We start from the raw sequence: 12,068 nt of genomic DNA on the forward strand, positions 1-12,068 counted from the left end.
GCGACCGAAACGTGCCCTTGGCTCCGTTACTCCGCTGCCAAAGCCTCGGCTTCGCCCAGATCCACGCTGACGAGGCGCGAAATGCCGCGTTCCACCATGGTCACGCCGAACAGGCGGTGCATACGGCTCATGGTGACGGCGTTGTGGGTGACGATCAGGTAGCGCGTGCTCGTCTCGCGGTTCATCGAATCCAGCAGGTCGCAGAAGCGTTCGATATTGGCATCGTCCAGCGGCGCGTCGACTTCGTCCAGCACGCAGATCGGCGCCGGATTGGTCAGGAACAGCGCGAAGATCAGCGCGGTGGCGGTCAGCGCCTGTTCGCCGCCTGACAGCAGGCTGAGCGACTGCAGGCGCTTGCCCGGCGGCTGGGCGAAGATTTCCAGGCCCGCTTCCAGTGGATCGTCGCTGTCGACCAGCGCCAGGTGCGCCTGGCCGCCTTCGAACAGGCGGGTGAACAGGCGCTTGAAGTGCTCGTTCACTTCCTCGAACGCGGCGCGCAGGCGTTCGCGGCCTTCGCGGTTGAGGTTGCCGATGGAGCCGCGCAGGCGGGCGACGGCTTCGGCCAGTTCGGCCTGTTCCTCGGCGCTGGCGCCGTGCTCGGCCTCGATCCGCTCCAGTTCTTCGGCGGCGACGAGGTTGACTGGGCCGATCCGCTCGCGGCTGGCGACGAGGCGGTCCATCTCTTCGCTCTCGACCTGCGACTGCTTTACCCCGGCTTCGTCGAACTCGAACTTCTGCGACAGCAAGGGCGGCGGTGTCTGGAAGCGTTCGCCGGAGACGCGCGCCATTTCCTCGCGGCGTTGCTCCTCGTTCTCGGCGCGGGTGGCCAGCGTGGCACGCGCCTCGCGGGCGGAGGACAGCGCCTCGTTCAGGTCGCGCAGCTTGTTGTCGGCGGCGCGGGCCTTGGCCTCGGCAGCGGCGACCGCTTCCTCGGCCTTGGCCAGTTCCTCGCCCAGCCGCGCGCGCACGGCTTCGCCGCCTTCGATTTCCTTCATCAGACCGGCGGGCTTGGCGGCGATGACGGCGCGTTCCTGCTCGATTTCCTCGAACCGGGTTTCCATCCCCGCCAGCCGCTGGGCGGCATCGCCGGCGCGGGCTTCCCAGCCCTTGATGTCGGCGCGCTGCGTGGCAACGCGCTCGCGCGCGACGGCCAGTGCCTGGTCATGCGCGGCGAGCGAGGCGGTGGCGGCCTGTGCGCTTTCGCGGCTCGCCTCGTTCCTGGCGCGCGCGGCATCCAGCGCGGCACGGCCCGCTTCGGGATCGGGCAGCTCCGCCTTGCGGGCCTCTGCTGCGGCCAATTCTTCGGCGGCCTGCTGGCGCTGGGCTTCCAGTTCCTCGCCGCTCTCGGCCAGTTCCTCGCGGCGGGCGGCAAGACGTTCGCGGCGGGCTTCGGCCTGATCGAGCCTGCGCAGGGCCTGGCGTTCGTCTTCCTGCGCCTCGGCAATGGCGCGCTCCTGCGCCACGAGGTCGCGTTGCAGCGCGCTCAGGGTCTCCCTGGCTTCGGTCTCGGCGCTTTCGGCCTGCTCGGCGGCTTCGCGCAGCGCGGGCAGCCGGCCTTCCAGTTCGGCGAAGCGGTTGTCCGCCTCCAGCCGCGCGGCCTCGGCAGCGCCTTCGCCGCGGGCGACGAAACCGTCCCAGCGGCGCAGGAAGCCGTCCCTCGTCACCAACCATTCGCCGGGGTTCAGGTCACGCCCGTCGTCTTCCTCGGTGACGTGCACCAGGGCCAGGCGTGCGGCGAGTTCCGCCGGGCAATCGCGCAAGTGGCTGGCGAGGCTGTCGGCCACGGCGGCAGGGGCCTTGGAGCCGGTCCAGAACCGCCCCTCCGCCTTGCCTTCGGGGGAGCCGAGCGGCGACTTGGCATCGCGGCCCAGCACGGCGGCGAGAGCGCGTTCGTAGCCGGGTTCGGCTGCCACGCGGTCGAGCGCGGCGGGCATGCCGTGGCCGCCCTTCTTCTGCCGCTCGCGTGCCTCGCGGTCGCGCTTCAGCGCCTGCCATTCGCGTTCGACACCGGCCAGTTCGGCCTTGGCGGTAGAGAGGGTGGAAGCAGCCTCGTCCCGCGCACCGGCCAGTTCGTCCTTCTGCGCGCGGGCGTTTTCCAGTGCCTCGCGCAGGCGGGTGACCTCGGCCTGCGCGGCCTCGACCGCCTTCTGCGCCTCGGCGACGTCCTCTTCGGGGTCGCTCTCGCCAAGCAGGGCCTTGCGCTGGTCCTCCAGCCGCCGCGCCTCGTTTTCCAGCCGCTCGATGCGCGACCTGGCTTGGGCGATCTCCGCCTCGGCCACGCGCCATTCGGCTTCGACGCCGGCATGGTCCGCCGTGGCATTGGCCAGCGCCAGTTCGGCTGCGCGGCTGGCGCGCTCTGCGGCTTCGACCACCTTTTCGAGATCGGGCCGCTTGGCCTCGTCCGCCACCAGCTGGCGGGCGCCGGCATCCAGCGCGGCCTCGAGTTCCTTCAGCGCATTTGCCGCGTCGCGCGTCATGCGGTCGGCATCGACGCGGTCTTCTTCCAGTCGCTGCTTCTGCCGGTCGAGATCCCGCAACCGCTGTTCCGCCGCTTCCAGCTGGCTGGCGAGCGCGGCCATGCGGTGGCCATGGGCACTGGCATCGTCGCGCCGATCGGCCAGTTCGTCGCGCAATTCGGTCAGCGTTTCGGCGAGTTCGCGCTGTTCCTTCTCCGCCGCCTTGGCGGCTTCCTGCGCCTGCGCCACCTTGGCTTCGGCCCCGTGCGCCTGTTCGCGCGCAGCCTCCGCCGCGGCTGCGGCGTCACGCCAGCGGGCGAAGAGCAGCCGCGCCTCGGCTACGCGGATTTCCTCGGACAGCTTCTTGTAGCGTTCGGCCTGCTTGGCCTGCCGCCGCAGCGAGGCAATCTGCGAGTCCAGCCCCGCCATCAGGTCCTCGAGACGTTCGAGGTTCTTCTCGGTGCTGCGCAGCTTGCTCTCGGCATCGCGGCGGCGCACGTGCAGGCCGGCGATACCCGCCGCCTCTTCCAGCATCATGCGCCGTTCGACCGGCTTGGCCGCGATCACCTGGGCGATCTTGCCCTGGCTCACCAGCGCCGGGCTGTGCGCGCCGGTGGCGGCGTCGGCGAAGATCAGCGACACGTCCTTGGCGCGCACGTCATCGCCGTTCAGGCGATAGGCGCTGCCCGCGCCGCGCTCGATCCGGCGGGTGACGTCCAGCGGTTCGCCGTCGTCATCGACGGCGTGGAGCTGCACCTCGGCGAAGTCGCGCGGCGGACGGCTGGCCGTGCCGGCGAAGATGACATCCTCCATCCCGCCCGAGCGCATGGATTTGGGCGAGTTCTCGCCCATCACCCAGCGGATCGCTTCCAGCAGGTTGGACTTGCCGCAACCGTTGGGGCCGACGACGCCCGTCAGCCCCGGTTCGATGCGCAGTTCGGCGGGCTCGACGAAGCTCTTGAAGCCGCTCAGCCTTAGCTTGCGAAACTCCATAGGCGCCCGCCGTTACCCCTCAGCTCTCTGCCGCCGGGCGCGCGCCGGCGCGCTGCAGCACGGCCTCCAGCTCCTCCCAGCTGCGTTCTTCGAGGACGCGGCCGTTGAGGATGAAGGTGGGGGTGGAATCGATGCCCAGTTCGTCGGACTGTTCGGTCGAACGCTCGCCGATGGCCATCACCGCTTCGGAATCGGCCAGGCAGGCACGGGCCTGATCGCGGCTGACACCGCGCGCGGCGAAGAAATCGAGGAAGCCGGCGGCTTCGGCGATGGCGATGAAACGCTGGTCTTCCGGCAGCGAGCCGACATTGGCCAGCGCGCCCTGGCCTTCCTGCACGCCGCCCATCACCTGGTTGAAGTTGGTCCACACCTGGTGCGCCAGCGGGTGGAAGCTTTCCGGTGCCGAGCAGCGGGCCAGCCGGGCCAGCGTCAGGTCGAAGGCGTTGTGTACCTGGTTGCGCAGTTCGAACGAAACGACGCCGGTGGCGACATAGTCTTCCACCAGCGGATCTGCGCCCGTCTGGGCGAAATTGGCGCAGGCACCGCAGGTGAGCGAGCCGTATTCGATCAGCTTGATCGGCGCATCGGGGTTGCCCAGCTGGTAGCCGTCGGCCTCGGTCACCGTGACAATGTCGGTCCAGGCCTGGCCATCGGGTGCTGCCACCGCTTCATAGGCTTCTGCGGCCTCGATCTCGCCATCGGAATCGGAGCATGCAGCAAGGCCCAGCGCCAACGGGGCGGCGAGGGTGGCGTAAGCGATACGGCGCAAATTGGTCATGTGTCTTCCCGTAAGTTTGACCGGCAACCGGGCGAACGCCCAAGTTAGACCGGGGATGGTTGGCTTTGAAAAGCGCGTGACGACCCGAAAGGCCGCTTTTGCACAGGCTTTTCCCCTATTCGGCGTCAGATTCAACCGTGGTTTCAAGCACGGCGGGGTTGTCGAGCACCTGCTGCAACTGGCCCCAGCTGTGAATCCCCGGCAGCAACTGCCCGTTCAGGGCGAAGCTGGGGGTGCCTGGAATGTCGAAATCGGCATTGTTGGCTTCGTGCGCCTCGACGATTTCCAGCGCCTTGGCTTCGTCGGACAGGCACTGGTCGACCTGCACGCGTGACAGGCCGCGCGGCTCCATCAGTTCGTGGAAGCCGAGATCGTCGCCGATCGCGCGCATGCGGGCGCCGATGGCACCGGTGGACCAGCGCTGCATCTGCGCCTGCGTGGCCTGGCGGGCGGTTTCCATCCAGCGATTGTGCGACAGCATCAGCGCGCGGTGGTTGCCGAAAAAGTCGTCCGGCTCGCCGCATTCGGCCACCAGCGAAGCGGCAAGGTCCACCGGGTTGCGGATGTAGGATCGCACTTCCACGACCGCGCGGCCCTCGTGCAGGTAGAGCGCCCGCATCGGCGCATCGGACTGCGCTGCGAACGTGGCGCAATGGGGGCAGGTGTAGCTGACGAATTCGACCAGCTGCAGCTCCGCCTCGGGATTGCCGACGCGGTGGCCGCGCTCGGTCTGGGCGTAGGTCAGGTTCCAGTCCTGCGCCGCGACCATGGCGGCCGGGGCGACGATGAGTGCGATGCCGGCGAGTGCCCAGCGCTTCATTTGGTTTCGTCCTCTTCCTGTTGCGCGACAGAACGCGCGAGCGATTCCAGCACGGCGCGCAGTTCGGGATCGCCGATATCGCGCAAGCTGTCACCCAGTTCCATCGGGATCGGCTTGAGCGAGGGCGGGGCCGTGCGCTTCCCTTGTGCAGCTGGCGGCTTAACCGCACCTTGCCGCATCTTCACCTTGGCCACGGCGCGGTAGCCGAAAAAGCGGTTCACCCGCTCCATGATTTCCGGGATCACGTGCTGGATCAGCGGGGCATGGGCAGGCAGCACCACCAGTTGCAGGATGCCGTCGCTCTTCTCCCCGGGCGGGAAGCGGATGCTTTCGGGGGCGCAGACCTTGGCGTGGTGTTCGCCGACGATTTCCGGCCAGCGGGTGACCACGGAGCTCTGCACGAATCCGAAACGGCGAAAGGCGGCGCGCCCGATTTGCGGCACCAGCTCGGATACCGGCTTGGCCGGTCCGCCGCGCGGGCGCTCATAGGGCTTGGCCGCCTTTGACGGGCGCTTCGTCCCGGTCTTCCCCGGCTTCGGTGGATCGCTGCGTTCCATGAGGCCGCTACCCATGCCATAGGGCGGCTGTGTCCGCCACCGCCACCGATACGATTTCCGCGAAACTGCTCGACTGGTACGATCGCCACGCGCGCGAGCTGCCGTGGCGCGCGGCGCCCGGGGTGCCGTCGCCCGATCCTTATCGCGTGTGGCTGTCCGAAGTGATGCTGCAGCAGACCACTGTCGCGGCGGTCGCGCCTTATTTCGCGAAGTTCACCGAAACCTGGCCGACCGTGGAGGCCTTGGCCGCCGCGCCGGAGGAAGAGGTCATGGCCGCATGGGCGGGGCTGGGGTACTACTCACGCGCCCGCAACCTGGTGAAATGCGCCAGGGAAGTGGCAGCCATGGGCGGATTTCCCGCTACCGAGGCTGAGCTGCGCAAGCTGCCGGGGCTGGGCGACTATACCGCCGCCGCCGTCGCCGCCATTGCCTTTGGCGAGCGTGCCGTGGTGGTGGATGCCAATGTCGAGCGGGTGGTTGCGCGCCTGTTCGCCATTCGCGAGCCGCTGCCGGGTTCGCGCAAGGCCATCCGCGCGGCCGCGGACGAGATCACTCCGGAAGAGCGCGCGGGCGACTTTGCGCAGGCGATGATGGACCTCGGCGCCACTATCTGCACGGCGCGCGATGCCAAGTGCCTGCTGTGCCCGCTTTCGGCCGACTGCCGCGCGCGCGCCGAGGGCAATCCGCTGGAGCTGCCGGTAAAGCCGAAGAAGAAGCCCAAGCCCAGCCGCACGGGCACGGCCTTCTGGATCGAGCGCGAGGAACAGGTGTGGCTGGTGACGCGTCCGGGCAAGGGCATGCTGGGCGGCATGCGCGCGCTGCCCGACGACGGCTGGTCTGCGCGCGGCGACGGTGACGACGAAGCGCCCGTCTCAGGGGCATGGAAAGGCGGCGGCGTGGTGCGCCATTCTTTCACCCATTTCGACCTCGAACTGGGTGTGGCGATCCATGCGGGAGACGAGCCGTCGCCCGCGGGCGAAGGCGAATGGTGGCCGGTCGAGGCGATCGAGGACGCCGGGCTGCCAACGCTGTTCGCGAAGGCAGCGCGGCTGGTGCTTGCCGGTCGGGGCTAGAAGACGCCGCCGCCCAGCATCAGGCGCACCGCAGCGATCAGCAGCACGACGAGGCAGAAGTTGCGTCCGCCGTTGCTGCTGGAAATCTGCCCGATGATGATGCCCACCGCCACGAAGGGCAGGGCAATCCAGTTCGCCCAGCCGAGCAGCGGGATCTGCGCCGGGATGACGATGACCAGCGAAAGCAGGCCGATGAGGATCGAGATGATGTTCAGCATGTGTTATACATAAGCAATACAGTGGCGTCCTGCAAGCTTGTCGCAGCGAAATTCGCTGCTTAAGACTTGCGCCAACGCACGAGACCCGAAGGATGCCTCCCCCCAATGCGTGATTTCCAGATTTCCGCTTCCATGAACCGTCGCACCGTATTGCGCGGCTCCGCCATGCTGGGCGCGGGCCTGGCCGCATCCAGCCTGCCCTTCGCCTCTGCCGCCTGGGCGCAGGACGCCGCCGGCACCCGCTGGCCCGGCGTATCGCAGTTCGTGCGCAATCACGTGGCGCAGGAACGGGTGGCCTGCATGGTCGCCACGCTCGGCTTCGGGCAGGGGTCTGCCGACACCATCGCTGCGGGCACGCGCACGTTCGGCGGCAATGGCACGGTCGGGCCGGACACCTTGTTCCGCATCTATTCGATGACCAAGCCGATCACCGGCCTCGCCGCAGTCATGTGCATCGACGAGGGGCTGCTGTCGCTCGACCAGCCGATCGCGGATTTCATCCCCGGCTTCGCCAACATGATGGTGCAGAAGACCTATGACGGGCCGATCACGCGCGACAACCTGGAGCCGGCCGTCCGCCCGATCACCGTGCGCCACCTGCTGACGCATACGGCGGGCCTAGGCTATTCGATCATCCAGGAAGGTCCGATCCGCGAGGCCTACATCGCCAATGGCCTGGTGCCGGGCCAGATCAGCAACCTGCCCATCGCGCGCGAGATCTTCGGTGGCACGCCGGTGCGCAGCTTGGCGCAGTTCGCCGAGGGGCTGTCGCGCATGCCGCTGGTGTACCAGCCGGGCACGCGCTGGAGCTATTCGGTCAGCCTGGACCTGCTGGGCCACGTCATCGAGCTGGCAACCGGGCAGGCGTTCGACAGCTTCCTCGAACAGCGCATCTTCGCGCCGTGTGGCATGACCTCCACCGGCTTCCGCGTCGCGCGCGAGGACGTGGGCCGCTTCACGGGCAACTATTTCCTACTGGGCGGATTCCCCGTCCCGCTCGACCTCCCGAACAGCTCGGTCTACCTCCAGCAGCCGGCCTTCCCCTTCGGCGGGGCAGGGCTCGTCTCCACCCCGCGCGACTACGACCGCTTCCTGACCATGCTGGCGGGCTGGGGCGAGATCGACGGTACCCGCGTCGCCAGCGAACCGGCGGTGCGGCTGGCTACCTCCAACCTCTTTCCGGATACGCTGGCCTCCAACGGCGGGTTCAGCACGGGTGGCCGATCCTTCGGCTACGGTGCCGGCGGCCTGGTCGGCACGGGCGATGCACAGGGCCTGTTCGGCTGGTTCGGCGCGGCCGGCACCGCTGGCCTCGTCAACCTGAAGTACGGCCTGCGGCACAACCTGATGACCCAGTACATGCCCGCCGAAACGCTCGACGTGCAGACGCAATTCCCACTGCTGGTGGCCGCCGACGCTGCGCGCCTGCTGGCAGGGTAATGCGGCCGCTAGCGTTCACCGGGCACGGGCTTGACCGTGCGGACCATTTCCGCGTCGATCCGGCCAAGCTGGCCGAACTGCGCCAGCGCGACGACGCGTTGCTGGTGGCGCTCGACGGGCTGACCCCAAAGATCGAGGACGACACGCTGGTGCTATCGGGCATGGCCGACCTGCCCGACGATGCCGAGCTGGTGTTCATGGGGCTGCGCGACGAGGCGCCCGTGTTCGCCCGCGTTGCCGGCAAGGGTGATGGGCGCCCGGCCTATGAGCAGCGCATCAACATCCTCGCCCTGTCTCGCCTCAGCGGGCCGGACCTCGCCCTGTTCGGCGGGGCGCGCAGCCTGATCGACTGGCACGCCCGGCACCGCTTCTGTGCCAATTGCGGGCAGCCGACGCAGATCGCCAAGGGCGGCTGGCAACGCGATTGTCCGGCTTGCGAGGCGCAGCATTTCCCGCGCACCGATCCCGTATCGATCATGCTGGTGGAGCACGACGGCGACCTGCTGCTGGGCCGCAATGCGCGCTATCCGGCGGGCAGCTACTCGGCGCTGGCGGGCTTCATCGAACCCGGCGAGAGCATCGAGGAAGCGGTCAGCCGCGAGGTGCTGGAGGAAGCGGGCGTCACCGTGCGCGACGTCAGTTACCTCGCCAGCCAGCCCTGGCCGTTCCCCTCGCAACTGATGATCGGCTGTCACGGCCACGCCAACAGCCGTGAGCTGGCGGTGGACTATACCGAACTGGAAGACGCGCGCTGGTTCAGCCGCGACGAAGTGGCCGAGGCCATGGCCAGGGGACGGGAGTCGCAAAGCTTCATTCCACCGCCGCCTTCGGCTATCGCCCACTACATGTTGCACTGGTGGCTGGAGAGAACGTCGTGAGCACGCCGATGGTGGTCGATATCTGGTCGGACGTGATGTGTCCGTGGTGCCTCGTCGGCTACCGCAGCTTCCTCGCCGGGGTGGAACTGGCCAAGGACGACGTCGAGGTCTCGATCCGCTGGATGCCGTTCGAACTCAATCCCGACATGCCGCCCGAAGGCCGCCTGCAGGCAGAGCACCTCGCGAAGACCTACAACCGCAGCGAGGAAGAGATCGAGGCGATGCGCGCCGAACTGGCGGGCGCGGCGGAGCGGGTGGGCTTTCCCATCGACTGGCGCGGCGAGGGTGAAGCCCCGCCCGCAATGATGTGGAACACTTTCGACGCGCACAAGCTTCTGCGCTGGGCGCTGGCCACTTATGGCCCGGCCGAACAGACCAAGCTGAAGGAAGCCATGTTCGCCGCGCACTTCCAGCAGCGTCGCAACATGGCGGACCGCGATGTGCTGGTGAGCCTCTGCGCCGATGTCGGGCTGGATGCCGAAGCGGCGAAGGCCGCGCTCGATGACGAGGCGCTGGAGATCGCCGTGCGCGCGGAAGAACAGCGCGGGCGCGAAGGCGGCGTCGCTGCCGTCCCCACCTTCGTCATCAATCACAAGTATGGATTGCAGGGCGCGCAGGAGCCGGAGAACTTCGCCCGCGCGCTGTTGCAGATCGCCAATATGGAAGCGGCGGCCTAGGCCTCTTCGGGGCGATAGTCGCCCTTGCGCGGAGCCTGTTCCTCTCGCGCGACGTTTTCGGGCGTTTCGAGCACGTGGTCGAGCTCCCCCGGCTTGCCGGCGCGCAGGCTGATGGCGCTGCGTTCACTCGCAGGCCGGCAGGCTGCGTGCAGGCGGGCCAGCAACTCCTGGTTGGGCTTGATCAGGCGGGATTCGGTCATCGTTGTCGACTCATCTACAGGTCTAGCGAGGCAGCAGCAATATTGTTCCCGGCGCCTGAACCGCCAGCAACGAGTTGGCAGTGTCTCAAATCAGGCCGCGCTCAAGCAGCGTAGCGGTAGCGCATTAGATCAGGCCAAGTCGCTGCAGCTTGCCGGCCAGCCGGCCGGGGATCACGTCGCCGATTTCCTCGCCATCGACGAGGTCGCGCGGCGGCTCTCCCTTGAGGTAACGCCAGCCCTGGTGGGCGCGCTTGGGGCGCGGCATGACGCGGACCAGCCGCGGTTCGATCTCGATCCACCAGCGGCCGTTGTCCTGCTGCGAGTAGCCGAGGATTTTCGAGCGGGCGACGATGTTGTGCTCGTGGATCCAGAATAGCGAACCGCCGATCGTCTCCTCCCAGCGGGTGGGGCGATAGCGGGTGTTGACCTTGAAACTCTTCCGGTTGGCGTACCACTCCTCGATGTCGGCAAAGCTCTTCGCGCCGAAGGCGATCTTGGTGAGGTTGAGCGGCATGGGATCTAGATAGGCGACTGAATTCCGCGCTCAACCCCGATTTCCGAACTCAACTATTGCGCGAGCAGCCTCCCCGGCGCAGTCTGCGGGAAACAGGGAAGGGGAGATTTTCCATGCGTTATCTGGTGGCAGTTGCCGCACTGGCCTTGGCCGCATGCACGCAGCAGGGTGATGAAGACGCCGGCGCGGGCGATGCCGAGGAACAGCTTTACAGCGATCCCGATGCCGGCGCGCTGACGGGCCTTACCACCGGCATGGTGCGCGATGCCGCGGGCCTGGTGACCGAGGGCAAGGTCTATCGGCTGGGCGTGGTTAGCGGGCCGGACACACCGGCCTTCGGCGATCGCAGCTACGCCATGGAAATCATCGACCTTGGCACTTTCGGCCCCAACAAGGTGACCGGCAACGACGACCGCGTGACCACCCACCTCGGCATCGGCACGCAGATTGACGGGCTGGGCCACATCGGCATCGACGGGGTGCACTACAACGGCGTGCCGCGCGACGAGATCGTGCGTCCCGACGGGCTGATCCGCTATGGCGCGGAGAACATCCCGGCAATCGCCACGCGCGGGGTGATGATCGACATGGCGGCCTATCGCGGGGTGGAGGTGAACGAGCCGCTCGACAGCTTCGACGCCGCCGACGTGCAGGCCGCGGCAGAGGCGCAGGGCGTGACCATCCAGGCGGGCGACGTGGTGCTGATCCATACGGGCTGGCTCAACCGCATCGACGAGGCCGAGTTGTTCGTCAGCCAGGCCCCGGGCATCAACGGCGATGCCGCGCGCTGGCTGGCGGAGCAGGGCGTGGTCGCCGTCGGCTCGGACAGTGCCTCGGGTGAAAGCAACGCGCCTGATCCCGACGGCGTGTTCCTGCCCGTCCACGCCACGCTGATCGCCGAATACGGCGTCTACATCCTTGAAACGGTCGATACGCGCGAACTGGCTGCGGACGGCGTGCACGAGTTCTTCTTCGTGCTCGGCGCACCGCGGATGCAGGGCAGTGTGCAGGCAATCATCAATCCGGTGGCGATCCGGTAAGGAGACAGGCGAATGAGGTGTCTGGCAATTGCAGCGGTGAGCTTGTCTCTGGCCGCCTGTGCGGAGCAGCCTGACGAGGCGGCTGCGGAAGCAACCGAAGTGCCGGCCGAAGAGGCTGGCGTCGTGATCGGGCCGGGCCTCTACGCCGTGGGCGACGAGACGACCGAGTATGGTCGCACCCGGCTCAACGCCGACGGCACCTATGTCGATCTCGATGGCGATACGCCGGTCGGCGGCGGCACCTGGCGCACCGATGGCGAAACCATGTGCTTCGATCCGGAAGGTGACGGTGAGGACCAGCAGGAACGCTGCTGGACCAACGGTCCGGCCGATGCTGACGGCGGTTTCCTCTCCACCCGCACCGACGGCAGCCAGTCCTATCGCGTCACGCCCATCGAAGGCTAGCGGTTGGCGCCTGCCGTAG

13 protein-coding genes are annotated in these 12,068 nt (G+C 67.9%); 6 read left to right on the plus strand and 7 right to left on the minus strand.

Features of this window, described 5'->3' with window-relative positions:
* Window positions 1-26 precede the first annotated feature (26 nt).
* The 4 genes from OZN62_RS13230 to OZN62_RS13245 form a co-directional block, all read right to left on the minus strand.
* The gene (locus tag OZN62_RS13230) at window positions 27-3,449 is read right to left on the minus strand and encodes a chromosome segregation SMC family protein (protein ID WP_269100346.1); all 3,423 of its coding nucleotides are present in this window, start codon (window positions 3,447-3,449) and stop codon (window positions 27-29) included.
* A gap of 19 nt (window positions 3,450-3,468) precedes the next feature.
* Window positions 3,469-4,227: a thioredoxin domain-containing protein gene (locus OZN62_RS13235; RefSeq protein WP_269100347.1), complete on the minus strand. Its 759-nt coding sequence runs from the start codon at window positions 4,225-4,227 to the stop codon at window positions 3,469-3,471.
* Window positions 4,228-4,342: 115 nt separating this feature from the next.
* On the minus strand, window positions 4,343-5,047 hold the full coding sequence (locus OZN62_RS13240; protein ID WP_269100348.1) for a DsbA family protein: 705 nt from the start codon (window positions 5,045-5,047) through the stop codon (window positions 4,343-4,345).
* On the minus strand, window positions 5,044-5,619 hold the full coding sequence (locus OZN62_RS13245) for a DUF721 domain-containing protein (protein WP_269100350.1): 576 nt from the start codon (window positions 5,617-5,619) through the stop codon (window positions 5,044-5,046). The genes OZN62_RS13240 and OZN62_RS13245 overlap by 4 nt, the downstream gene beginning before the upstream one ends.
* Window positions 5,620-5,633: 14 nt before the next feature.
* Between OZN62_RS13245 and mutY the strand changes: the two genes are divergently transcribed.
* The gene (gene mutY, locus OZN62_RS13250) at window positions 5,634-6,677 is read left to right on the plus strand and encodes an A/G-specific adenine glycosylase (RefSeq protein WP_269100352.1); all 1,044 of its coding nucleotides are present in this window, start codon (window positions 5,634-5,636) and stop codon (window positions 6,675-6,677) included.
* On the opposite strand, the gene OZN62_RS13255 is transcribed toward mutY, so the two are convergent.
* The gene (locus tag OZN62_RS13255; protein WP_269100355.1) at window positions 6,674-6,895 is read right to left on the minus strand and encodes a hypothetical protein; all 222 of its coding nucleotides are present in this window, start codon (window positions 6,893-6,895) and stop codon (window positions 6,674-6,676) included. The genes mutY and OZN62_RS13255 overlap by 4 nt on opposite strands.
* A 105-nt stretch (window positions 6,896-7,000) precedes the next feature.
* On the opposite strand from OZN62_RS13255, the gene OZN62_RS13260 reads away from it, so the two are divergent.
* Genes OZN62_RS13260 through OZN62_RS13270 form a run of 3 tightly spaced genes read left to right on the plus strand, consistent with a single transcriptional unit; the run spans window position 7,001 to window position 9,890 of the window.
* A complete protein-coding gene (locus tag OZN62_RS13260; protein ID WP_269100357.1) occupies window positions 7,001-8,335 on the plus strand; it encodes a serine hydrolase domain-containing protein in 1,335 nt (444 codons plus the stop codon).
* Entirely contained in the window at window positions 8,335-9,213 is an 879-nt protein-coding gene (gene nudC, locus OZN62_RS13265; protein ID WP_269100359.1) for an NAD(+) diphosphatase, read from the plus strand. The genes OZN62_RS13260 and nudC overlap by 1 nt, the downstream gene beginning before the upstream one ends.
* Entirely contained in the window at window positions 9,210-9,890 is a 681-nt protein-coding gene (locus OZN62_RS13270; protein WP_269100361.1) for a DsbA family oxidoreductase, read from the plus strand. Before nudC ends, OZN62_RS13270 begins: the two co-directional genes overlap by 4 nt.
* On the opposite strand, the gene OZN62_RS13275 is transcribed toward OZN62_RS13270, so the two are convergent.
* The gene (locus OZN62_RS13275; RefSeq protein ID WP_269100362.1) at window positions 9,887-10,090 is read right to left on the minus strand and encodes a hypothetical protein; all 204 of its coding nucleotides are present in this window, start codon (window positions 10,088-10,090) and stop codon (window positions 9,887-9,889) included. The genes OZN62_RS13270 and OZN62_RS13275 overlap by 4 nt on opposite strands.
* Window positions 10,091-10,214: 124 nt before the next feature.
* Complete coding sequence (locus tag OZN62_RS13280) at window positions 10,215-10,604, minus strand: DUF1489 family protein (RefSeq protein ID WP_269100364.1); 390 nt, start codon at window positions 10,602-10,604, stop codon at window positions 10,215-10,217.
* Between the two features lie 113 nt (window positions 10,605-10,717).
* On the opposite strand from OZN62_RS13280, the gene OZN62_RS13285 reads away from it, so the two are divergent.
* Both OZN62_RS13285 and OZN62_RS13290 read left to right on the plus strand, forming a co-directional pair.
* Window positions 10,718-11,644, plus strand: a complete 927-nt coding sequence (locus OZN62_RS13285) for a cyclase family protein (RefSeq protein ID WP_269100365.1) — start codon at window positions 10,718-10,720, stop codon at window positions 11,642-11,644.
* A gap of 36 nt (window positions 11,645-11,680) precedes the next feature.
* The gene (locus tag OZN62_RS13290; RefSeq protein WP_269100368.1) at window positions 11,681-12,049 is read left to right on the plus strand and encodes a hypothetical protein; all 369 of its coding nucleotides are present in this window, start codon (window positions 11,681-11,683) and stop codon (window positions 12,047-12,049) included.
* Window positions 12,050-12,068 lie beyond the last annotated feature (19 nt).

This window comes from Aurantiacibacter sp. MUD11, assembly GCF_026967575.1.
Taxonomy (GTDB): domain Bacteria; phylum Pseudomonadota; class Alphaproteobacteria; order Sphingomonadales; family Sphingomonadaceae; genus Alteraurantiacibacter.

Excerpts from the sequence above, each read along its gene's own strand:
- OZN62_RS13235 (WP_269100347.1), bottom strand. The coding sequence starts at position 4,227 with ATGACCAATTTGCGCCGTATCGCTTACGCCACCCTCGCCGCCCCGTTG.
- OZN62_RS13230 (WP_269100346.1), bottom strand. The coding sequence starts at position 3,449 with ATGGAGTTTCGCAAGCTAAGGCTGAGCGGCTTCAAGAGCTTCGTCGAG.
- OZN62_RS13285 (WP_269100365.1), top strand. The coding sequence starts at position 10,718 with ATGCGTTATCTGGTGGCAGTTGCCGCACTGGCCTTGGCCGCATGCACG.
- nudC (WP_269100359.1), top strand. The coding sequence starts at position 8,335 with ATGCGGCCGCTAGCGTTCACCGGGCACGGGCTTGACCGTGCGGACCAT.
- OZN62_RS13275 (WP_269100362.1), bottom strand. The coding sequence starts at position 10,090 with ATGACCGAATCCCGCCTGATCAAGCCCAACCAGGAGTTGCTGGCCCGC.
- OZN62_RS13280 (WP_269100364.1), bottom strand. The coding sequence starts at position 10,604 with ATGCCGCTCAACCTCACCAAGATCGCCTTCGGCGCGAAGAGCTTTGCC.
- OZN62_RS13240 (WP_269100348.1), bottom strand. The coding sequence starts at position 5,047 with ATGAAGCGCTGGGCACTCGCCGGCATCGCACTCATCGTCGCCCCGGCC.
- OZN62_RS13255 (WP_269100355.1), bottom strand. The coding sequence starts at position 6,895 with ATGCTGAACATCATCTCGATCCTCATCGGCCTGCTTTCGCTGGTCATC.
- OZN62_RS13260 (WP_269100357.1), top strand. The coding sequence starts at position 7,001 with ATGCGTGATTTCCAGATTTCCGCTTCCATGAACCGTCGCACCGTATTG.
- OZN62_RS13245 (WP_269100350.1), bottom strand. The coding sequence starts at position 5,619 with ATGGGTAGCGGCCTCATGGAACGCAGCGATCCACCGAAGCCGGGGAAG.